The organism is Paenibacillus sp. sgz302190, assembly GCF_059820445.1.
On record NZ_JBZYAO010000006.1, the window covers coordinates 1 to 20,625 of the forward strand.

A 20,625-nucleotide genomic window follows, 5' to 3' on the forward strand; every position below is an offset into this window, starting at 1 on the left:
TCGAAGTGAGGAGCCGTATGCGTGAATTGCGCACGTACGGATCTGAGAGGGGTATGGGGCACAATCCGAGAAGGAAAGGCCCCGCCTACTCGACCAGTTTTTTGCTCGCTGATGCGCTCGCTGGGAAGAATTAAAAGCACGCCCCGCCATGCCGGTAAGCCGGAGGGAGGGGGCGTGCTTTTTGTTGGCGTGAGGAAAGGCATCTGCTTGGCAACGCGCAGAAAGCCTGCAAAAGTGCAGCTTTTTACGCGTTGATGCGCTAGCTGGGAAGAATTCCTGCAAAAGTGCAGGCTTTCCGCAAAAACCTGGGCCCCTGCCCCATTATGAGCAAAAATTCCTGCACAATTGCAGGTATTTCCTGAAATCGGGCTATTTTAGCAGAAAAAGCCTGCACTTTCGCAGGCTTTTCGCAATTGGCAAGCATCAAACGAGCGGCTGCGGCTTGCACACGTCACTCCACAGAAAATGAAGATAATTGGGATGCATTCTACTTGCCTATAAAGTGAGACTAGTGCATAACTCATCCGCCAGAGGAGATGCATATGCTTGGCAGCGTGGAGAAAGCCTGCAAAAGTGCAGCTTTTTAAGCGTTGATGCGCTAGCTGGGAAGAATTCCTGCAAAAGTACAGGCTTTCCGCGAAAAACCGGGCCCCGGCCCCATTTTGAGCAAAAATTCCTGCACAATTGCAGGCTTTTCCTGAAATCGGGCTATTTTAGCAGAAAAAGCCTGCACTTTCGCAGGCTTTTCGCAATTGGCAAGCATTAAACGAGCGGATGAGGCTGATAAGTCAAGCGCCTTGCCTCTACCCGCCGAGCTGCACCATCTGTGGAGTATGATTCAATCGTTGCGGCGCGTCATTTGCTGCCATACTGAGCCCTCCGCCGCGTGGCCGCCTTCGATGCGCTCAAGGGCAATCTTGACCTGCATCCGCACCTCGAATTCAGGATCGTCCGCCGCCTCGCGCAGCGCTTCGATGGCGGAGTCGTCGCCGACTTCGTATAAAAAGCGCGCCGCCCGCCAACGCACCAGCTTGTTGCGGTCTTTGAGCGCCTTCGCCATGGCCGGCATGGCGGCGGGGTCGCCGATGTCGGACAGCGTATCGCCTGCTGTCCGGCGCACGGCCGGCGTATCGTCCCCGAGGGCACGATACAGATAAGGCAGCACCTCGGGCTCCTTGATGTCCCCGAGGTAGACCGTCGCCAGCCGGCGGATCGACGTGTTCTCGTCCTGCAGAGCATGGACGAGCAGCGGCAGCGTCTCCAGCGACGGCTGAATCCGCTGAAGCGCGGCATAGCGCCGCTTCCAGTCCGGATGGCGCAGCTGCTCCGCCGCTGCGCCGATGTCGGTTTCGCCCGCGCCGGCATCCGCGAGCGCTTCGGCGGTCTCCCGCATCGCGAGGGAGACCAGATTCTCGACGCGGGCGGCGTCGTAGGAAGCGTCCAGCTCCTGGACGACTTCGCCCGCGATGTCTTTCAGCTCGCCGTAGCGCACGCCGAGCTCTTCGAGCTTCCGCTCCTTGATCAGGTTCGGGGATGCCGTGCCTGCGTGGACCGCCGCTTCGGTGAAGCGTTCCGGCATCGCGGCGCGGAATTCTTCCGCGCCGGCCCGAACCCTCACTTGGAGCGGGATGCCGCGAAACGTCTGCACCAGCACCTGCGCCTCGCCGTAAGCCGCCTCAGCGGCGGCTTGAGCCGGAGGCAGTCCGCTGTCCGCAGACGGCCCGGCTTCGCCGAATGCCTCGCGGGCTTTGGCCAGTATGAACTGCCAGTCGCCCTTCGGCGTCCGATCCACCGCGGCGAAATCCGCCGTATGAAAAATGCTGACGACGCCCGGGACGCCCAGCAGCTCGCGGATCGGCTGCGGCGCATGCCCGCTATCGTCTTTCGTGTAAGTCATCCGCACGCCGGCAGGCAGAGATTCGTCGAGGTTAAGCTTCATGGAGTTGGGGCTCGGCGTAGGTTCTATAGAAACGATTTTCATCTTGCAAAAGCTCCTTTCAAATTGGCATTTAAAAAGACCCGGACGCAGGAAGCGTCCAGGCCTGTTTATGACTAATGACTGGCTGCCCTTTAATCGAGTTCCAGCAAATTGCGGTTTAAATAATCGTCCAACGTTTTGGTCAGGTCGAAAACGGTGTGCGCCAAATCCACATTTTCAAAACTATGCTCGCATTTGTCGCGGTAAGCCAACTCATCCTCGTAGTAGGACAAATATGTTGCAATAGCATCTTCGGAATCGCCGCTCTCCCGCATCCTTTGCTCCAGGGTGTCTCTGCCGGCATAAATGCAAATCCGCACCAGATGTTCGCCGTACAATGCTTTGAGTGTCTCGGCGCCGGACCGGTTCAGAATCAGGTAAATGCTGCCGCTGGACTGGAACATGCGTTCGATATCCGCGCTTTTGATGCCATACAAATAATCGTTGATCGTTGTAATCTCAATGAATTCATGGTTCGCCTGCGCACTGGCAAATTGGTCTGCCGTAATAAAGTGGTAATCCTGTCCATCCACTTCCGTCGGTTTTTGCGGTCTTGTCGTGTACGAAATGACCTGCTTGATGCCGAGCGTCGACCCGGACATTTCCGCAACGGTTTTACGGCCGGCCCCATGGGGACCCGTAAATACAAAAATCATTTCTCTTTCCTTCAATGCGTACATGGAACATACCTCCTTATTTGGCAAATATGAGGGCATTCTACGTGCGTGGTTCGGTATGAAACGATTTTTGACTGTTGGATCGGATTAAACCGCTTTCTCATATTTTACACCCTAATTGACTATTGGTAAAGACACCGGTCGGCGGGCGAAAATGTGGAAAACCTATTTGCGCCCGCGTCCGCGTTGATTTTGTGCGCCGCGCCCTTGAGTTTTTCCCTGCCGGGGTGCGCGTTCCGCGCCTGCATTGCCGCTGCGCGCTCCGCGTCCCGAGCCGCCTCCGGCGCTCCGCGCCCCGCTTTCAGCTGCGCGTCTGGAACTGCTCCACCCGTCGCCACCGGCACTGCCGCCGCGCCCTGCGAAGCCGCCATCGCGCCCTGCGCCCTGCTGCTCGGCCCTGCCTCTCCGCGAGCTCTCAGCCGCCCCGCCGCCGCGCGTTCCGCGCTCCGCGAAGCCGCCATCGCGCCCTGCGCCCTGCTGCTCGGCCCTGCCTCTCCACGAGCTCTCAGCCGCCCCGCCGCCGCGCGTTCCGCGCTCCGCGAAGCCGCCATCGCGCGCTGCGCCCGTCTGCTCGGCCCTGCCTCTCCGCGAGCTCTCAGCCGCCCCGCCGCCGCGCGTTCCGCGCGCTGCGAAGCCGCCATCGCGCGCTGCGCCCGTCTGCTCGGCCCTGCCTCTTCGAGTGCCCTCGGCCGCCCCGCCGCCGCGCGTTCCGCGCGCTGCGAAGCCGCCATCGCGCGCCGCGCCGTCGTGCTCGCCCCAGCTCTGCGCAGCGGCATTGCCCGCCCGCTGCTGTCCGCGCCCCGCGCCTGTCCGCTCAGCCCTGCCTCTTCGCGTGCCCTCGGCCCCGCCGCCGCGCGTTCCGCGCCCTGCGAACCCGCCATCGCGCGCTGCGCCGGCAGGCTCGCTCCAGCCCTTCGCGGCTGCATTGCCCGCCGCGCGTCCTCTCCGCGCGCCCGCGTCCTGCGCGCCTCTGCCGCGGCGTCCGCCGGGCTGCTGCCCGGCTCCTTTGCGGGCGGAGCCTCTGCCCGGGCTGACTTCGTCCGCTGCCTCGGCACGGACCCGTCTTGGCGCATCCTGCTTGCGCAGCGGCATGCGGATGCCTTTTTCAATCAGCTCGATATAGAACATATCCCGCTGGGAAGCAAAAGTAACGGCTACGCCCGTTTGGCCGGCGCGTCCCGTCCGCCCGATCCGGTGAATGTAGCTTTCCGCATCGTGGGGGACATCATAATTGAAGACGTGCGTCACGCCTTCGACATCCAACCCCCGCGCGGCGATGTCCGTCGCTACGAGCAGCTCGACTTTTCCTTCGCGGAACCGTTTCATGACCTGCTCGCGCTTCGCTTGCGACAAATCCCCGTGCAGCTCGTCGGACGCGTAGCCTTCCTCCTGCAAAGCTTCGTTGAGCGCCGACGCTCTGCGCTTCGTCCGGCAAAAAATCATCGCCAGGTACGGTTTGTACTTGTCAATGGCTTCGCACAAAGCGTCCTGCTTGCCGCGGTCCGTCGTTTGCACCAGAACCTGCTCGATTTCTTTCAGTGTAATCTGTTTGGTTTCAATATGAATTTCCTGCGGGTTTCGCATATACGCTTTGGATAAATTCCGCACCTGCTGCGGCATCGTGGCCGAGAAGAGCAGGGTTTGGCGGTGCGTCGAGGTTTGGGCGATAATATCCTGAACCTCCTGCAAAAAGCCCATATGCAGCATTTGATCCGCTTCGTCGAGGACAAGCATTTTCAGCTTATAGAATTGCAGGGACCCGCGGCGAAGATGATCAAGCAGTCTTCCCGGCGTTCCTACTACTATATGTATGTTTCCCTCAAGCTTTCTGAGCTGTCTTTCCACGTCCTGGCCGCCGTATGCGGCGAGTACGTTCGCACCGGTGACGGGCGCCAGCTTTTGCAGCTCGCTTGTGATCTGAATGGCCAGCTCCCGTGTCGGTGTCAAAATCAATGCTTGTACATCCGGCTTATCTACATTTACGATTTCCAGCATAGGCAGCACGAAAGCAAGCGTTTTGCCGGTACCGGTCTGCGCTTGCGCGATAACATCGGTTCCGCTCATCAATGCGGGGATTGCTTCCCGCTGTATGGGCGTCGGTTCCACGACTCCGTTAGCTTTTAATTGTTTGACGAGACTATCGCGAATTTCTAATGAGGCAAATCCATTGGACATGGTTATCGGCCAGCTCCCTTTTCCTACTTATTGAATACCCCTCATTCTACAGGATAGCCCGCCAAATGAAAACAGGAGCCGGCGCCAGACCGCCTATTTATATAGAAGAAACTTATTTAGGCAGCACCTGTTCGGTGCCGAAAACGTTCGTTACTACCCTGTTGAATTCGGGCAAAAAGGGCTGCAGCGAGTTGCCCTTCCAGCTTTCCTGGGCATAATTGTTCATTTTGTTCAAAAAATCGCGGTTTGCCGAAATGTATACGTCTCGCACGTTAGGCTGCAGTTTGCGGACTTTTTCGGCGATCCGCTGTTTGAACCGGTGCGCGAGGAAATCGTGATGGACGGCTGTTTCATAATTGTTGACGCCTATGTTCAGACTGTTGGAATCGATCGCATCGGTATCTCGCGCTATGTTATTGTAGATGCCCGCGACAGTTCCCTGATTTCCCGTTTCCGGAACGGTTCCTTTGGTGCCTGTAGCCGTATTGTCGATCATGAGGGCGACGTAGGCATTTTGGTCGGTCGTCATAACGATGGAAGTATTGACCCCGTTCAAAGAATTCAGCTGGTTCGACAGGAACTGGCTGTATTCCAGCTTTTTATTGTCGTGCGTCACGGGCCCGTACAGCTGCTGGGTTTGATATGCTCTCTCGGATTCGACCGCGCTTTTGGAAGGAGAACCGTAGTTGGTGTGATCAGGGCTTTTGCCGTATTGTCTGTCCTGTGCTCCGCATCCGGCGATGAACGTTATCAGGAATATGATTCCACAAATCGGAAATCCTATGTTTCTGAGCTTATTTGCAAACATATTTGATCCAGACCCCCTATGCAACTTTGTCATGCTTTTAGGATGGGATGTTTGAGGGCTTTTATTCTCCCTGAATCTGTGACACTTCATGCATAAAGCGGGGGGTTAATGGAAATAACCATGGAGAGAAATTTGACACCGATAAGCCGTTTAAGAACAATTTGTGAACTTCCCCAGAGCGATTGACAAAAACTTTTCACGAATTTATAGTTAATAAAGTGTGATTTGGTTGATTGACATGTGCATGGGCTTTGTGGTAAAAATATTGGTTCGAAAAGTGGGGTTGATACAATGAGTCGATGGAAAAAGTTATGGCGTCTAATACCCCTTTTTGCGGTAATGACGTTCTTGCTAACGGGGTGTGGAGACCCGACCCTGTCTGCTTTGAAGCCCAAAGGTCCGGTAGCGGAAGAGCAGCTTTTCTTGATGAAACTGAGTCTCTTTATCATGGTTTTTGTCGTAATTGTCGTTTTTGCAATTTATTTGTACGTTCTGGTTCGCTATCGCAAGCGTAAAGGCGACGACAGCATACCCAAGCAAGTGGAAGGCAACCACGTTCTCGAAATCATCTGGACAGTCGTTCCGATATTGCTGCTCCTGGTGCTTGCCGTTCCGACAGTATCATACACATTCAAGCATTCGGCTGACCATACGAAGGACAAAGATGCCGTTCACGTCAAAGTAACCGCGCATCAGTTCTGGTGGCAGTTCGAATATCCCGATTACCAAATTGCGACTGCACAGGAATTGGTTATTCCTTCGAATAAAACGATCGCTTTCGAAGTGGTATCTGCGGATGTTAACCACGCATTCTGGGTTCCTTCGCTTGGCGGTAAGATTGATACGAATCCGGGAATTACGAATACGCTTTATTTGCAAGCGGATGAGATCAACACGTTCAAAGGCAAGTGCGCGGAGCTGTGCGGAGCTTCACACGCCTTGATGGATTTTGTCGTCACTTCCAAAAGCGAAGCGGATTTCAACGCCTGGGTTGAAAATATGAAAAAACCTGCCACCGTACCTGCGTCAGCGGCCAAAGGCGAAGAGCTTTTCAAAGAAAACTGCATGAGCTGTCACGCAGTCAACGCCAGCGGACCCGGGGTCGCGCCTAACCTGAAAGGTTTCGCAGACCGCAAAATGCTTGCAGGTGTGCTGGAACATACTCCTGAGAATATGGAAAAATGGATACATAACCCGCAGGAAGAAAAACCGGGCAACAAGATGCCAGCTTTCGGCAAAAATGCCGGCGGTAAACTGGATGATGGACAGATTAAAGATATCGTTCAGTACTTGCAGACATTGAAATAATCACTTCTCGGGATAAAGGAGGTAAATACGTTGGCTCACTCTCACACAGCTAAAAGATACAGCGGACTGATGGATTGGCTCACGACTGTCGACCATAAGAAAATCGGTATCCTGTACTTGATCGCGGGCGGATTCTTCTTCCTCGTCGGAGGACTTGAAGCGATTCTCATTCGGATCCAGCTTGCGTACCCGTCTCAGCATATTTTCATCGGGGACACTTTTAACCAATTGACAACGATGCATGGAACGACGATGATCTTCTTTGCGGCGATGCCGGTCATCTTTGCTTTCATGAACGCCATCGTCCCTTTGCAGATCGGAGCACGCGACGTTGCGTTCCCGTTCGTGAACTCGCTTGGATTTTGGTTGTTCTTCCTGGGCGGCGTGCTCATGAACACAAGCTGGTTTTTGGGCGGAGCGCCTAGCGCCGGATGGACGGGTTACGCTCCGTTATCCACGATCACCACTGCCGATTGGGCGCAGACTTTGGAAAAAAATATCCAGGGTACCGACTTCTACGTCCTTGGTCTGCAAATTGCCGGTATCGGTACGCTGATCGGGGGGATTAACTTCCTCGTTACGATTATCAATATGCGTGCGCCTGGCATGACTTATATGCGTCTGCCGATGTTTACATGGACGGCATTTATTACTTCGGGTCTGATCGTGCTTGCATTCCCGGCGATTACGGTAGGACTTGTCGAGCTGATGTTCGACCGCGTGTTCGGAGGAGCGTTCTTCGATGCGGCAAGAGGCGGCAACAACGTGCTTTGGGAGCATCTGTTCTGGATTTTCGGACACCCCGAAGTTTACATTCTGATTCTTCCGGCTTTCGGTATTATTTCCGAGATCGTATCCACGTTCTCCAGAAAGCGTCTTTTCGGATACAGCTCCATGGTTTTTGCAACCGTTTTGATCGGATTTTTGGGCTTCATGGTTTGGGTTCACCATATGTTTACGACAGGATTGGGTCCTGTAGCCAACTCGATCTTCTCAATCGCTACTATGGCGATCGCAGTACCAACGGGCGTGAAAATCTTTAACTGGCTGTTCACGCTGTGGGGCGGGCAAATCCGCTTTACAACTGCAAACATTTTTGCAACTGCTTTTATCCCGACATTCGTCATGGGCGGAACTACCGGGGTTATGCTCGCGGTTCCCGCGGCGGATTTCCAGTACCACGATACATATTTCGTCGTAGCTCACTTCCACTACGTTATCGTAGGCGGTCTGGTGCTTGGCTTGTTTGCAGGTCTGTACTACTGGTGGCCGAAAATGTTCGGCCGCATGCTGAACGAAGCTTTGGGCAAAGTTCATTTCTGGACGTTCTTTATCGGTTTCCATCTGACGTTCTTCCCGCAGCATTTCCTTGGTTTGATGGGTATGCCTCGACGCGTATTTACTTACCAACCTGGGCATGATCTAGAGGTGGGCAACTTGGTCAGTACCATCGGCGCGTTCCTGATGGGTATCGGAACTTTGGTTTTCCTGATCAACATCATCGTTACATCCGTCAAGCCTAAGACGGCTCCTGCCGATCCGTGGGACGGACGTTCTCTGGAGTGGACGATTTCATCCCCTGCACCTGAGTACAACTTCAAGCAAACTCCGCTTGTTCGCGGTCAGGATGCATTGTGGAAAGAAAAAATGGCCGGCAACAAAGAGATGATCCCGGCAGAGCCCGTAGGTTCGATTCATATGCCGTCGCCATCGATCCTGCCTTTGGTTATGTCGCTCGGTTTGTTCATTGCAGGTTTCGGATTTATGTATAAAGACTTCTATGTTGCCGGAGCAGGCATCGCCGTTACATTAATCGCCATGTTCCTGCGTTCCGTATACGACGACCACGGCTGGCATATCGAACCGGAAGAGCTTGAAGACAAGGGGGTTAAGGCATGAGTACTCATCATACTGGCGTTTTGCCTGCCAACCCGGAAACGGCTACCCTTGAAGGGAAAAATAAAGTTCTTGGTTTCTGGCTATTTCTCGGCGCAGAGGTCGTATTATTCGGTTGTCTGTTTGCAACATACATCGCGCTTCGCAATCAAGTGCCTGACGGCCCTACGGCCCAGGAAATTTTCAAGCTTACAACCGTCGGCTGGTCGACCTTTATCTTGTTGACGAGCAGCTTGACGAGCGTGTTCGCTATCATTGCCATGCATCGCCAAAAGCTGGGTCAACTGCTGTTCTGGCTTTTGATCACCGTATTGTTCGGTCTTTCGTTCCTTGGTCTGGAGATTTACGAGTTTGTTGAGTACGTGCATGAAGGACATAAATTCACAACGAGCGCATTCGCTACATCTTTCTATACGCTCGTCGGTTTCCACGGAGCGCACGTAGCGTTCGGGATTTGCTGGATTACGCTGCTGATTTTGCAAGGCTTGAAAAAAGGACTGACCGTTGTAACCGCACCTAAGTTTTATGTTGCCTCGCTGTATTGGCACTTTATCGACTTGGTATGGGTATTCATCTTCACAGTAGTTTATCTGATGGGGAAGGTGGGTCATTAAGATGAGCAGCAATCTGCATGAAGCACCCGCATCGAACAAGCGGCAAAAGCACGAGTCGCCGTTGAATCACTATTTGTCTTACATTATTTCGATCATCCTTACGATGCTGGCATTTGCAATTGTACTGTACGGAGGATTGGATCGTTCCTTTATCTTCATCTTTATTGTTACCTTGGCGATCGTTCAGGCGTTGATCCAACTGTTGTTCTGGATGCATGCGAAGGAAAGAGGCCATCTGTTTCCGCTGATGTTTATCGGAGGGGGCGCTATCGTCGCTCTGACAGGCGTAATCGCGGCGGTTTACTGGATGTGGTGGTAACGAATTGGAAGAGGCAACTTTGTTTTTCAACAAAGTGCCTCCTCTTTTTTTAAGTGGCCTCTCCCATGAGGCCGGGATGCTGAGCTGTACTGAAAGGAGACAAATGGAAATGATGAGCCAAATAGGCGGATTTTTTGATCTGTGGAGTCCGGTATTGCTGCTGGTGCTTATTATTATCGGCTATGTATACAGCCGCTTGGTCGCTAAAGGGAATAAACCGTCTGCTGATGCGGAAGAAGTTACGTTAGGCCAAAAAAGCTCATTTTACACAGGGCTGGCTCTGTTCTACATCGGACAAGGAAGCCCGATCAATTATATCGGACATCACTATTTGTTCAGCATGCATATGCTGCAGCAAACGATCGTGTATTTGATCGTGCCGATTTTCATCTGGTCCGGTTTGCCGGCCTCGCTCATTCGCCCCCTTTTGAAAATTACAGCGGTAAGAGTGCTGTTCTCGTTTTTTACGAGACCGCTCATTGCGCTTTTCTTATTCAATATGCTGTTCTCGATTTACCATATGCCTTTCATTATGGACGGGCTCATGAAGAACGAACTGCTTTTGCTGGGCTATCATACGGTGCTGCTTGTATCTGCGTTCATCATGTGGTTCCCGGTATTTTGCCCGATTCCGGAGCTCAACCGGCTCAGCGAGCTGAAGAAGATCGCTTACATTTTCGGCAATGGCGTGCTTCTGACGCCGGCTTGTGCGCTCATCATTTTCGCGGAAACGGTCATTTACGATATGTATCGGGATGTCGTGGTTCCATTTCCTCATTTGCCGCCGCTGGACGATCAGCAGCTTGGCGGGGTCATTATGAAAATTGTTCAAGAAATTGTCTATGGTTCCGTACTGGCGTATGTATTTTTTAAATGGTATCGTAGAGAAAGGAAAGAGGAAGACGATTCTGACTCCTTTAACCTTCAGGAGGGGGCGGAATCTCGCAATCCCAACTGGAATCGAGCGTAGAAAGAAAGGATTGGTAAGATGCACATTCTGCCAACTATCAGTACTCTATTCATCGTTATAAGCGCAATACTGGTCGGTTTTGGATGGTATCATATCGTCAAAGGAAACCGGCAGACTCATCAGAGACTGATGGTGTTTGGCGCTATTTTTGCTCTGGCTTTTTTCTTGATCTATGCGTCCAGAACGCTGTTTGCAGGAAATACGGCGTTCGGCGGTCCGGAAAGCTTGAAACTTCCGTATCACTTGTTTCTCTCTTTCCACATTACGCTGGCAACGGTAGGCGGTGTGCTGGGCTTGGTCACTTTGTGGCTTGCCTACAAGCAGCGTTTTCTGAAGCATAAGCGGATTGGCAGATGGGCGGCAATCATTTGGCTGCTCACAGCGCCGACCGGAGTAATCGTCTATGTGCTGCTGTATGTGTTATATCCGGGCGGGGAGACGAAGCCAGTGCTCGATGTCATTTTGGGACGATAGTAACTGGCAAAAAAGGTCGAATGTGTGATTTGAATCACATAGCTCGGCCTTTTTTTGTGGCATACTAAGTGAGCAAATTCAGACCAGGAGTGTGAGAAGCGATGGAAACTACAGCATTGTACGAAAAATTTGGCGGTGAAGATACAATTCGTAAAGTAGTTGATTACTTCTATGAATTGGTTTTGGCGGATGAAACCGTGAACGGCTTTTTCAAAAATACCGATATGGACAAGCAGAGGAAGCATCAGACGAAATTTATCAGCTTTGCGTTAGGCGGTCCGAATCAGTATACGGGAACGTCGATGGCTAAAGCGCATGCCGGCATGAATCTTCAACCGGCGCATTTTCAAGCGATTGCGACACATTTGCACGATGCATTGGCGCATTTTGGAGTCGGCGAAGCGGATATCGCACAGGTGCTAGCTAAGGTAGCGACGTTGAAGGACGATATATTGTACAAATAATCCGAACAGCAAAAAACGCAATAAGGCGAAGCCAATGGCGGGAAATCCGCTCGCGGGCTTTGCCTTTTTTTGTATATGTGGTTGCTTTTCGGTTTTTTCGTGTATATACTGTACATATCAATATACACAGTAGACACACTGAGGTGAGAGGATGTTTGGAGACCGGATTATGAAGGACGCTTGGTACTTGGCTTCGCATGAACTTAAGAATAAGTGGCTGGTGCATTTGGGAAGTATTTTGCTTTACGGGTACTGCGGTTTGGCTTTCAACACGATGGTTGGGCCTTTGACAGGAGCGTTGGACTCCAGAGCGGCATCGGTATTTTTGGCGCTTGCAAGCAATTTTTTTATACTGACGGTCGTTTCGAGTCTGGGATTTTCGCTTACTAAAGAGTATATGAGCTACTGGAAAACGGATGCGTTCACGAAAAGACTGTTTTTCTTGAAAACAATGGCAGTGTCGAATCGGGTCATTATTTACAGCCGTTTTTTACAAATTTTAATTATGGTCATCGCCATGTCGGTTGTATTTTATTCCTGCAATTACGCGATGCTGGCTATATTCGGCAGGACAGTCCCGGACTTGGGCGATTTTGTGAGTCTGGCACTGACTTGGATGGGGTATTCGATTATGATGGGGAGCCTGTGCGTGTACTGGGAATTAGGGGTTCATGGCAAAGCCTATTTATTACGCAGTCTCATACTGCTGCCTGTCTATGCGATCAGTGCATATTTGTTATGGATTGCGGCTGCCGGGCAGCCGATTTGGATCGTTACTATGGAGTGGGTGCGGCATTACGGGCTGTTGATTCCTGCGGTCTCGCTGCTTCTTGCGGCTGCTGCTGTGTACGTTAGCGGGAATATGCTGGCCAAAAGGCTGAATCAGCGTGATCTGCATGGATAAAGCGATGCATCATATACCGATACAAATATCCGCAGACAGCGCGGAGCCGATGTACCATCAGATTGAAGTTCAGCTCAGAGCGCTCATCTTGAGCGGGCAGCTGGCGGAAGGAACGCTGCTTCCTTCGATCCGCGAGTTTGCCGGCGATCTGTCGTGCAGCGTCATTACGATCCGCAGGGTGTACCAGGATTTGGAGAACGAAGGGATTCTCCGGACGAGGCAGGGAACAGGCACTTTCGTGGCTCAGGTCGGGGCATCAATGAGAGAGCGCTACCGCAGGGATGCGGTGTCGGAAGCGATGAGGGCGGCGATCCGTACGGGACTTACGGTCAACTGCACGGCGGAAGAGCTCAGAGGTTTGTTTGAGGAAGCCCTTCGGCAAGAGATGAATGGCAAGGAGGAGAGCGATGTATGATGAAGGGAACCGGTCAAACGTTGGCCGTATCGATTAAGGGCTTGCGCAAGACGCTCGATAAAATAAATATAGGCCCGTTGGATTTGGAGGTAGAGCCCGGCTACATCGTTGCGATAGTAGGTCCGAACGGCTCGGGTAAAAGCTCTTTGTTCCGCTTGCTGATGAATGTTACAAAGCCGGAAGCCGGGGAAATAAGGCTGCTGGGCTGGCAGTACGAGCAGGATGAAATCGCGCTCAAGCGGCGGGTGGGCTACGTGTCGGAGTCCGAGGAATGGAGCGAGTCGGGTTTCAAAACAGTAAAAGAACTGACCGAGTTCGTCGCTTATTGGTATCCGAATTGGGACGAGTCGCTGGTTCGCGATTTATTTGTGCGCTTCGGTCTGGACAACGGGCAGAAGCTGGCCCATTTATCGAAAGGGATGAAGCGCAAGCTGGCTTTTATTTATGCGATGGCCTACGATCCCGACGTTCTGCTGCTGGACGAACCGACGGCGGGGCTGGACCCGTTCGCCTGGCGGATGATGATGGACGAGATCACAAGCTTTATGGATCGCGGACAGAAGACGGTGCTATTCGCCACGCACATTCTGGACGAAGTGAAGCGCATGGCCGATTACGTGGCTTTTATATATCAAGGAAAGCTGCTTGGCATGTACGAGAAAGACGTGCTGCTGGACGGCTGGAAAAGGTTTTGGGTGGAGCGGTCCGAACAGCCGCTTTCACAGCTCGCCGGCGTCGTATCGCTTGAGGAGCGCGGCGGTTCCGCCACGGTGAAGATCGTCAGCAATGCGCCTGGCGAGACGGAGGCGGCATTGAAGCGGATCGGCGTGAAAATTTTGCAAACCCAGGCGGTGGAGCTGGATGAGATTCTCGGATTTTTGATGGACCGGCAAATGAGAGACGAAGGGCAGGGAGCAGAATGACTTATCCGCTGCAGGTGGAGCAGGTGACGAAGCAGTATGGCGAAAAAACGGCTGTTAACGGCATTAATCTTAACGTCAAACAGGGAGAAATCTACGGTTTGCTGGGTGCGAACGGCGCGGGAAAAACGACGACGATGCGGATGGTGCTCGGACTTATATACCCGGATTCAGGGCGAATCGTTTGGAAAGGGCAGGGTTACCGCGAGGAATTAAGAAAGCTGCTCGGCTATTTGCCCGAAGAACGCGGCCTGTACCCGAAGATCAAGGTAAGCGAGCAGATCGTATATTTGGCGGAGCTGCGCGGTATGCCGCGCAAGCAGGCGGAGGCGAGCCTGAAGGCGTGGCTGGAGCGGTTCGAAGTGCCGGAGTATTACAATAAGAGAGTGGAAGAGCTGTCCAAAGGGAACCAGCAAAAAATCCAGTTTATCGCCGCCGTCATCCACAATCCCGAGATTTTGATTCTGGACGAAGCGTTCAGCGGGCTGGATCCCGTGAACGTGGAACTGCTCAAGACGACTGTAAAAAGCTTGCGCGACGAAGGCAAAACGATTCTTTTTTCCAGCCATCGGATGGATCATGTCGAGGAGCTTTGCGAACATATTTGCATTTTGCATAAATCCAATACGGTCGTTCAAGGCAGCCTGAAACAGATTAAAGCGACCTTTTCGAAAGAAAGGGTGGTTCTGGAAACGGAGCGGCCGGTCAAAGGGCTGGAGCACATTCCGGGCGTCGTCTCCGTCACGGAACATGTGAACGGCTGCGAGCTGCGCATGAGCGATCCTTCGGCAGGTCAGCAAATCCTCCAGCTTGCCCTCAGCCAATCGCCCGTGAACCGCTTCCAGATCATGGAGCCGACGCTGAACGAAATTTTCATCAACAAGGTGGGGAAAACGCATGAATAGCATGTGGACAGTCGTCAAATTTACGTTCATGTCGCGGTTTCGTTCCAAATCGTTTCGAGTGATGTGTTTGATTATCGTGCTGCTATTGTCCGTCATGATTCATCTTCCGACGATGATCGATAAGCTGTCCTCGCATGAAGCCGATAAAATCGGCGTGTTCGCCGGGAAGCAAAGCGAAATAGCCGGCAAACTGGCGGACTACTACAGTAAGCAGGGCAGCTCGGATATCGCTATCGTCATGCTGCAAAATACAGGGAGTGCGGCGGGGAACGAAGCTCTGGGCATGCGGCAAATCGCCGACAAGAAGATTAAAGGCTATCTGGAGTTCACGGATGCGATGGAGGCGGGATTTCCGAAAGCCGTCTATAAATCGGAAGGCACGATGGAATTCAGCCTCAAAAGCAAGCTGCTATCGGCACTGCAGCTGATCAAGACGGATGTCGTTCTTCAGAACGCCGGATTGAGCGCAGCGCAAATGAGCAGCATGCAAGCGCCGGTAAGTCTGGAAACGGTGCAAATTTCAGCATCGGATCAGGCGGCGGCAGGCAAAACGGAATCGCAAATGGTCATGGCCTATGCGCTCGTCTATGTGCTCCTGTTCATGCTGTATATGGGCGTCATCGGCTTCGGCAACATGGTAGCTATGGAAATCACGTCGGAAAAAAGCTCACGTGTGATGGAAGTGCTGATCACCAGCGTCTCGCCGCTTAAGCAAATGTTCGGCAAAATCATCGGCATCTGCCTGTTGGCGCTGCTGCAAATTGCGCTGACCCTGGCGGCCGCGGCGGTCAATCTGGGATTGTCCGGCAACAGCAAGCTGATCCGGGAACTGCATCTCAACTGGTCGGACATTCAAATTTCCATGCTCGTCTATTTCTTGATTTTTTACCTGCTCGGGTTTTTCATTTACGCGACGGTATTCGCTGCCATAGGTTCGCTCGTCAGCCGCACCGAAGAGGTCGGGCAGGCGATCATGCCGGTCACTTTTCTCATCGTCGCCGCTTTTATGATCGCCATGTTCGGGCTGAGCAATCCGAACGCCGGTTTTGTCGTGGCGATGTCCTACGTCCCGTTCTTCTCGCCGTTGATTATGTTCCTGCGTATCGGCATGAGCAGCCCGGCCGTCTGGGAAATATGGCTGTCCATCGCCATCCAGCTTGCCGCGATTCTCGGTCTGGCTTGGCTGGCCGCCAAAATTTACCGCACCGGCGTGCTGATGTACGGCAAGCGCCCTTCGTGGAAAGAGCTCCGCAAAGCGATGCGGGCTTACAGGGTGTAGAAGCTGCCTGCGCAATTGCGATGTGAGTAACGGTTACAGTTGAGACGGATTTGATCGATAAATGAGACAAATTTGGGTATATGTTTGAGACTGAATGAAAAAGCCTGGATAAATCAAAGCCTTGATTTGTCCGGGTTTTTCGCTGTTTCTATATGAAATATGAAAATTTTTCTATCCAAAGAATATGAATATAAATTATTGTAGGTACATTGCACTAATACTGATCCTCTAAAGATTATTATACAATTTATCTTTAGTTTGGTAGAATAATACTGTGATTTAATCCCAGTTATTTCTAATTATTAATAATTGTTCAGTTCTTATGTTTACGGGATGATTAAATGTTCTTGCTGCCGCGGCGATCTCAGTTTTCGATAATGGTAGTTCTTTGATGGTAGAGATGTGGTTTAATTCGGCACGTTTTAATGTGTGGATGTAATATTTCAATTGCGGGGCTAACTCAATTTTGGTCATGGTTGCTCTTCCCCTAACATGGAAAGTTTATTTAAATGTAGTATAACAAAATAATAGAATGTGGTGAATGATGATTGTGAGAAATAAGTATATAGTTGGGCTATGTATTTTATTTTTTATCCTATTGCAGTTGTGGTGTTCCTCTATAACTTTCTTTTATCCGTATATTGGGATCTCAGTAACGCTTAACCAACAACATCAGTGGATTATCTCCGAAATTGACCAAGATAGTGCCAGCGCTAAAATGGATATCAAACTGGGGGATGTTGTTAAACGGGTTAACCACAACCTTCCTAGTGAAAATTCCTTTGTTCAGAAATGGAAAGTTATCGAGCAAACTGAAGAATTATTGATTTCAAGGAATGGACAGGAACATGAAATCATATTCGACAAGAACAGTACCTACATCCACGATATAATTCCAATCATGGAAGAATTGATATGTCTATCAATGTTTATGTTTCTTCTTTTTAAATTGCGTCGTTCTGAGTCAGCAAAGTTACTTGCAGTTATATTTTTTGCCGGAGCCATCATTTTAATGAGTTATGGCGCTTCTGTTCGGGGAGACACTCTAGGCAAGGTGCTAATCTCAAGTTTTGTTATGGCTCTCCCTGTTCTTTTTTTTCATTTTTTGATTGTGTTTTTTAGGGAAAAAGGGGGGCTAGCAATACAGGGTTACTCTCTAAAATGGCTATATGCTATTGTTTTATTATCATTTTCTTTAAGATGTTTATACTTCTTTCCGCCTATGCTTGTTATATATCATTATAATACCCTTGGGACTTTAGGCTTTTTTGTTTTTGGTTTTTTGATGAATTTGAGTGTTCTTACAATATTATATGTTAAAACGCGAAAACAGCAACCCAATGTTTCAAGCATAATTAGAAGCATCGGGGTTTCATTAGGGCTTTCTTTTTCGCCAATTATTGTATTTTCCTTTATCCCTAAATTAATTTTTGGAATTCAATTTATGAATGCTTTATATGCAAGTTGGCTTGTTTTAATATTTCCTATTTCTTTTATCTATTTAATTGTTTCCAACCAGTTGTACGATACAGGTCTTGTTATCCGGCGTTTCTTATTTGGGTGTCTAATTGCAATTATACCAGCAAGTCTGTTTACAGGTATGTACGCAATTTTCTTCCGCCAAATAATTGATGAAAAACAGGTATTATTTATCTTTGCCGGGACACTGATTCTTGTTTCTATTTGTTTATACGGAGCTGAGTATATGACTGTTCGGCTTGAACCATTTTTCTTTCCAAGGAAGTTTGTTTTGAAATCAGCACTAAAGAAAATATCTAAAAATCTTGTCTCCGTCTCAAGTTTTCGCGAGCTAAAAGATAGTGTGCTTACCGATATTGTAGGGACACTTCAGGTCATGGGTGGAGCTATTGTGTTTTATTATAAGGACAATATGGAAATCGTTTATGAAGGGGAGATAGATATTACTGAAATTAAACAGCTTGTCAAAAATTCAGTAATATCTACTCATCCTCTTTATACCTCTATTGAAATGAACCGAAACGAAGAGTATACAAGCTACCTGGTGTTGACATGCAAAAAGTCAAATACGCTGCTCGGAAAGGAGGAACTGCAGTGGTTAGACTTGATTACATCATATTTGGAAGTTAGTTTAGAAAATGTTCATTTGATCCGTAAATTAACATTTGGTATGCAGCAATTTGCCTCACAGATCCCTCATGAAAATGCAGCTCAAGAGTTCCAGTGGTTTCGTAAGGTTATGTTTGAATTGCAGGAACAAGAGCGGATTCGCATTGCTACTGATCTTCATGATACAACGATGCAAGATTTATTTTTCCTCAAAAGGAGATTTACCGCTGTTACTGAGAGATATATCATGAGCAAAGAGGATCGTAAGCAAATGGATAATATGATTCATTATTTGGAGATGATTAATGCAGGTTTGAGGCAAAGTTGTTTTGAGCTTCATCCTCATTTATTGAAGGATGTTGGTTTGATCTATACATTGAATTTGTATATGGAGAAAGAGGCTTTCATGACTCCTTTTGAGCTCGTTTTCAACTTTGATGCTCCATCGATCGAAAATAAGGATTTATTGACCAAACGGCATATCTTTCGCATCGTTCAAGAGTTGCTAAACAATGCCAAAAAACATTCGCAGGCGACAGTAGTTAGGCTCCAACTTACAGAAGATAGCGAAAGTTTTAATTTGATTTATGAGGATGATGGGATTGGTTTTGACGGCATTGGGACAATACGGAATAAGGAGAGTGGATTAACGGGATTAGGGCTTGAAAACATAAAAAGTCGGGTATTGCATATGGATGGTTGTTTTGAGCTAGTTGCAGAGAGAGGTCAGGGCTCCAAGTTTTTCATTAAGATACCAACTAGGGAGGTTATGTCTGCATGAGTGTTAAAGCGCTTGTTGTTGATGATCATCCATTATTTGCAGAGGCAACAAAATCATTATTGAATGAAATGGATGGAATTGAAGTGATTGGTGTTGCGGGTAGCGGTGAACAGTGTATGAAACAAGTATCAATGGACAAGCCAGATCTAGTTTTTTTAGATTATATATTGCCCGATCAATCTGGAAAGGAGGTTGCAACTCAGATTAAAAGTAAATATCCCGAAATTCATGTCATTATTTTTACCGGAGTCGAATTAAAACAAATTTATCCAGTATTAAATAAAATTAATGTAAGCGGTGTTTTGTCAAAGGAGTCGGGCCGGCGGACAATCACTAATATGGTGAATTGTATTCTGGATAATCACACAATGATCCCACTTTCGATGTATAGTAAAACAGATGAGGGAACTTTCCTTGAAAGAGATGTACTTTGTGAGGAAGAGATACTTTTAATGAATATGATGGTACAAGGTGCTACTCATGAGCAAATGGCGGATAAAATTCATTTGAGTAAACGAACGGTTGATAATTATTTGAGGAAAATTTACGAAAAACTGGGCGCAAAATCGAAAATGGAAGCGGTAGAGAAATTCCTGAAAAGCAAGTATAACGTACGGACTTAGGGGTGAACAGTTGGAACAAAACGTTAGATTGTACATGGGGCAGATTATTGATGATTATATTTACTTTGATGAATTGAACAAGTTGATTAAATCATTTATTTCTGATTATGCTCAGGAAAAGCCCTCATGGTCAGAGATTACAATTTGTACGCATTATATGCTAAAAGGTTCCTCGCCATATATACATCGAATAGGGGCAGTAACGGAACTTATTATTTTGTGCTCGAATATTGTAGATGATTTACAGGATCAGGATCAGAAGGGCAAGCTATGGATGCAATGCCCGCAAGCTATGGTATTAAACGCAGTTATATCTTTACTTATGGGAGCTTTTGGTGAGTTAGGGAAACTACAAGTCACTGGGGAGATGCTTCTTGAGATAAGCAAGGTTGTCTCAAGGTCGATCAATGGACAACATAAAGATGTGACCAGTTCGATTTTTACTGAGGATGAATACTTTGTGATGACACAAGAGAAATCAGGTTCTATCTTTAGACTTGCTTGTTTAATGGGTTATCTATTATTAGATAATTGTACAGAAGAAGCAAAAAATCATCTAAACCAACTGGCAGATTATATCGGACTTATCCACCAGATCCAAAATGATATGACTGATCTGACTCGATTGGATAAAAGTGACCTGCTGAGGAAGAAACGTACATTACCCGTGTTGTATTTGTTGTCTGTGGATGATCCAGCTTTTAGTCAATTACAGAACTATTATGCCGGTAGTATTCCAGACGACTTTTTGAGGAATGAGAATGAAGAGTTTAAAAAGATGATATACGACTCTGGATGTATCGAATTTTCGCGGACTGTTCAATTGATATGCCTTCAAAAAGCTGAAAAGTTTTTTTCTGATTTGCAGGCTATCTCTCCGTGGAAAGAAAGATTTAAAGAAATTACGTTTGCCGCTTTCATGGAAGAGGAAGTGAAAGGGTGACCGATGCCCTTGATCAAAAGCATGAAACCAACTTTATCTGAAGAGAGGGATATTTACGTTTACTTTCGTTCGCATTTTATGTTG

The 20,625-nt window shown here is 49.2% G+C and carries 19 protein-coding genes; 15 read left to right on the top strand and 4 right to left on the bottom strand.

Annotated features, from left to right (window positions below):
• Positions 1 to 838: 838 nt before the first annotated feature.
• From AC6RNO_RS09265 to AC6RNO_RS09280, 4 genes are all read right to left on the bottom strand, one after another.
• Positions 839 to 1,981, bottom strand: coding sequence for a virulence factor (locus tag AC6RNO_RS09265; RefSeq protein WP_497105261.1), 1,143 nt, complete (start codon positions 1,979 to 1,981; stop codon positions 839 to 841).
• An 89-nt stretch (positions 1,982 to 2,070) separates the two neighbouring features.
• Positions 2,071 to 2,658 (bottom strand): guanylate kinase, encoded by a 588-nt coding sequence (locus AC6RNO_RS09270; protein ID WP_474682033.1) that lies wholly within the window; start codon positions 2,656 to 2,658, stop codon positions 2,071 to 2,073.
• Positions 2,659 to 2,820: 162 nt separating this feature from the next.
• Positions 2,821 to 4,830, bottom strand: coding sequence for a DEAD/DEAH box helicase (locus AC6RNO_RS09275; RefSeq protein WP_497105262.1), 2,010 nt, complete (start codon positions 4,828 to 4,830; stop codon positions 2,821 to 2,823).
• A 112-nt stretch (positions 4,831 to 4,942) separates the two neighbouring features.
• Entirely contained in the window at positions 4,943 to 5,638 is a 696-nt protein-coding gene (locus AC6RNO_RS09280) for a YhcN/YlaJ family sporulation lipoprotein (protein WP_497105263.1), read from the bottom strand.
• 291 nt (positions 5,639 to 5,929) lie between these two features.
• On the opposite strand from AC6RNO_RS09280, the gene coxB reads away from it, so the two are divergent.
• The 15 genes from coxB to AC6RNO_RS09355 all read left to right on the top strand — a co-directional run bounded on the left by coxB (position 5,930) and on the right by AC6RNO_RS09355 (position 20,541).
• On the top strand, positions 5,930 to 6,946 hold the full coding sequence (gene coxB, locus AC6RNO_RS09285; RefSeq protein ID WP_474682036.1) for a cytochrome c oxidase subunit II: 1,017 nt from the start codon (positions 5,930 to 5,932) through the stop codon (positions 6,944 to 6,946).
• Between the two features lie 30 nt (positions 6,947 to 6,976).
• Entirely contained in the window at positions 6,977 to 8,845 is a 1,869-nt protein-coding gene (gene ctaD / locus AC6RNO_RS09290; protein WP_474682037.1) for a cytochrome c oxidase subunit I, read from the top strand.
• Positions 8,842 to 9,456: a cytochrome (ubi)quinol oxidase subunit III gene (locus AC6RNO_RS09295; RefSeq protein WP_474682038.1), complete on the top strand. Its 615-nt coding sequence runs from the start codon at positions 8,842 to 8,844 to the stop codon at positions 9,454 to 9,456. The genes ctaD and AC6RNO_RS09295 overlap by 4 nt, the downstream gene beginning before the upstream one ends.
• Before the next feature lies 1 nt (position 9,457).
• Complete coding sequence (locus AC6RNO_RS09300; protein ID WP_474682039.1) at positions 9,458 to 9,775, top strand: cytochrome C oxidase subunit IV family protein; 318 nt, start codon at positions 9,458 to 9,460, stop codon at positions 9,773 to 9,775.
• A gap of 109 nt (positions 9,776 to 9,884) precedes the next feature.
• Entirely contained in the window at positions 9,885 to 10,745 is an 861-nt protein-coding gene (locus tag AC6RNO_RS09305) for a cytochrome c oxidase assembly protein (RefSeq protein WP_497105264.1), read from the top strand.
• A gap of 18 nt (positions 10,746 to 10,763) precedes the next feature.
• Positions 10,764 to 11,219, top strand: coding sequence for a DUF420 domain-containing protein (locus AC6RNO_RS09310; protein WP_474682041.1), 456 nt, complete (start codon positions 10,764 to 10,766; stop codon positions 11,217 to 11,219).
• Positions 11,220 to 11,320: 101 nt separating this feature from the next.
• The gene (locus AC6RNO_RS09315; RefSeq protein ID WP_474682042.1) at positions 11,321 to 11,683 is read left to right on the top strand and encodes a group I truncated hemoglobin; all 363 of its coding nucleotides are present in this window, start codon (positions 11,321 to 11,323) and stop codon (positions 11,681 to 11,683) included.
• 169 nt (positions 11,684 to 11,852) lie between these two features.
• Positions 11,853 to 12,587, top strand: coding sequence for a hypothetical protein (locus tag AC6RNO_RS09320; protein WP_497105265.1), 735 nt, complete (start codon positions 11,853 to 11,855; stop codon positions 12,585 to 12,587).
• A complete protein-coding gene (locus AC6RNO_RS09325; RefSeq protein WP_497105266.1) occupies positions 12,580 to 13,002 on the top strand; it encodes a GntR family transcriptional regulator in 423 nt (140 codons plus the stop codon). Before AC6RNO_RS09320 ends, AC6RNO_RS09325 begins: the two co-directional genes overlap by 8 nt.
• A complete protein-coding gene (locus tag AC6RNO_RS09330) occupies positions 12,999 to 13,925 on the top strand; it encodes an ATP-binding cassette domain-containing protein (protein ID WP_497105267.1) in 927 nt (308 codons plus the stop codon). Before AC6RNO_RS09325 ends, AC6RNO_RS09330 begins: the two co-directional genes overlap by 4 nt.
• Positions 13,922 to 14,827, top strand: coding sequence for an ATP-binding cassette domain-containing protein (locus AC6RNO_RS09335; RefSeq protein WP_497105268.1), 906 nt, complete (start codon positions 13,922 to 13,924; stop codon positions 14,825 to 14,827). The genes AC6RNO_RS09330 and AC6RNO_RS09335 overlap by 4 nt, the downstream gene beginning before the upstream one ends.
• On the top strand, positions 14,820 to 16,106 hold the full coding sequence (locus tag AC6RNO_RS09340; RefSeq protein ID WP_497105269.1) for an ABC transporter permease: 1,287 nt from the start codon (positions 14,820 to 14,822) through the stop codon (positions 16,104 to 16,106). Before AC6RNO_RS09335 ends, AC6RNO_RS09340 begins: the two co-directional genes overlap by 8 nt.
• A gap of 541 nt (positions 16,107 to 16,647) precedes the next feature.
• Positions 16,648 to 18,975 (top strand): sensor histidine kinase, encoded by a 2,328-nt coding sequence (locus AC6RNO_RS09345; protein WP_488434288.1) that lies wholly within the window; start codon positions 16,648 to 16,650, stop codon positions 18,973 to 18,975.
• Positions 18,972 to 19,598: a response regulator transcription factor gene (locus tag AC6RNO_RS09350; protein WP_488434289.1), complete on the top strand. Its 627-nt coding sequence runs from the start codon at positions 18,972 to 18,974 to the stop codon at positions 19,596 to 19,598. The genes AC6RNO_RS09345 and AC6RNO_RS09350 overlap by 4 nt, the downstream gene beginning before the upstream one ends.
• A gap of 10 nt (positions 19,599 to 19,608) precedes the next feature.
• Positions 19,609 to 20,541, top strand: a complete 933-nt coding sequence (locus AC6RNO_RS09355) for a polyprenyl synthetase family protein (RefSeq protein WP_488434290.1) — start codon at positions 19,609 to 19,611, stop codon at positions 20,539 to 20,541.
• Positions 20,542 to 20,625 lie beyond the last annotated feature (84 nt).

What these genes read in the sequence shown, in the direction of transcription:
- AC6RNO_RS09320 (WP_497105265.1), top strand. Translation starts at nt 11,853, where the DNA reads ATGAAGGACGCTTGGTACTTGGCTTCGCATGAACTTAAGAATAAGTGG.
- coxB (WP_474682036.1), top strand. Translation starts at nt 5,930, where the DNA reads ATGAGTCGATGGAAAAAGTTATGGCGTCTAATACCCCTTTTTGCGGTA.
- AC6RNO_RS09330 (WP_497105267.1), top strand. Translation starts at nt 12,999, where the DNA reads ATGATGAAGGGAACCGGTCAAACGTTGGCCGTATCGATTAAGGGCTTG.
- AC6RNO_RS09340 (WP_497105269.1), top strand. Translation starts at nt 14,820, where the DNA reads ATGAATAGCATGTGGACAGTCGTCAAATTTACGTTCATGTCGCGGTTT.
- AC6RNO_RS09325 (WP_497105266.1), top strand. Translation starts at nt 12,580, where the DNA reads ATGGATAAAGCGATGCATCATATACCGATACAAATATCCGCAGACAGC.
- AC6RNO_RS09345 (WP_488434288.1), top strand. Translation starts at nt 16,648, where the DNA reads ATGATGATTGTGAGAAATAAGTATATAGTTGGGCTATGTATTTTATTT.
- AC6RNO_RS09315 (WP_474682042.1), top strand. Translation starts at nt 11,321, where the DNA reads ATGGAAACTACAGCATTGTACGAAAAATTTGGCGGTGAAGATACAATT.
- AC6RNO_RS09350 (WP_488434289.1), top strand. Translation starts at nt 18,972, where the DNA reads ATGAGTGTTAAAGCGCTTGTTGTTGATGATCATCCATTATTTGCAGAG.
- AC6RNO_RS09265 (WP_497105261.1), bottom strand. Translation starts at nt 1,981, where the DNA reads ATGAAAATCGTTTCTATAGAACCTACGCCGAGCCCCAACTCCATGAAG.
- AC6RNO_RS09295 (WP_474682038.1), top strand. Translation starts at nt 8,842, where the DNA reads ATGAGTACTCATCATACTGGCGTTTTGCCTGCCAACCCGGAAACGGCT.
- AC6RNO_RS09300 (WP_474682039.1), top strand. Translation starts at nt 9,458, where the DNA reads ATGAGCAGCAATCTGCATGAAGCACCCGCATCGAACAAGCGGCAAAAG.
- AC6RNO_RS09305 (WP_497105264.1), top strand. Translation starts at nt 9,885, where the DNA reads ATGATGAGCCAAATAGGCGGATTTTTTGATCTGTGGAGTCCGGTATTG.
- AC6RNO_RS09335 (WP_497105268.1), top strand. Translation starts at nt 13,922, where the DNA reads ATGACTTATCCGCTGCAGGTGGAGCAGGTGACGAAGCAGTATGGCGAA.
- AC6RNO_RS09310 (WP_474682041.1), top strand. Translation starts at nt 10,764, where the DNA reads ATGCACATTCTGCCAACTATCAGTACTCTATTCATCGTTATAAGCGCA.
- AC6RNO_RS09270 (WP_474682033.1), bottom strand. Translation starts at nt 2,658, where the DNA reads ATGTACGCATTGAAGGAAAGAGAAATGATTTTTGTATTTACGGGTCCC.
- AC6RNO_RS09275 (WP_497105262.1), bottom strand. Translation starts at nt 4,830, where the DNA reads ATGTCCAATGGATTTGCCTCATTAGAAATTCGCGATAGTCTCGTCAAA.
- AC6RNO_RS09280 (WP_497105263.1), bottom strand. Translation starts at nt 5,638, where the DNA reads ATGTTTGCAAATAAGCTCAGAAACATAGGATTTCCGATTTGTGGAATC.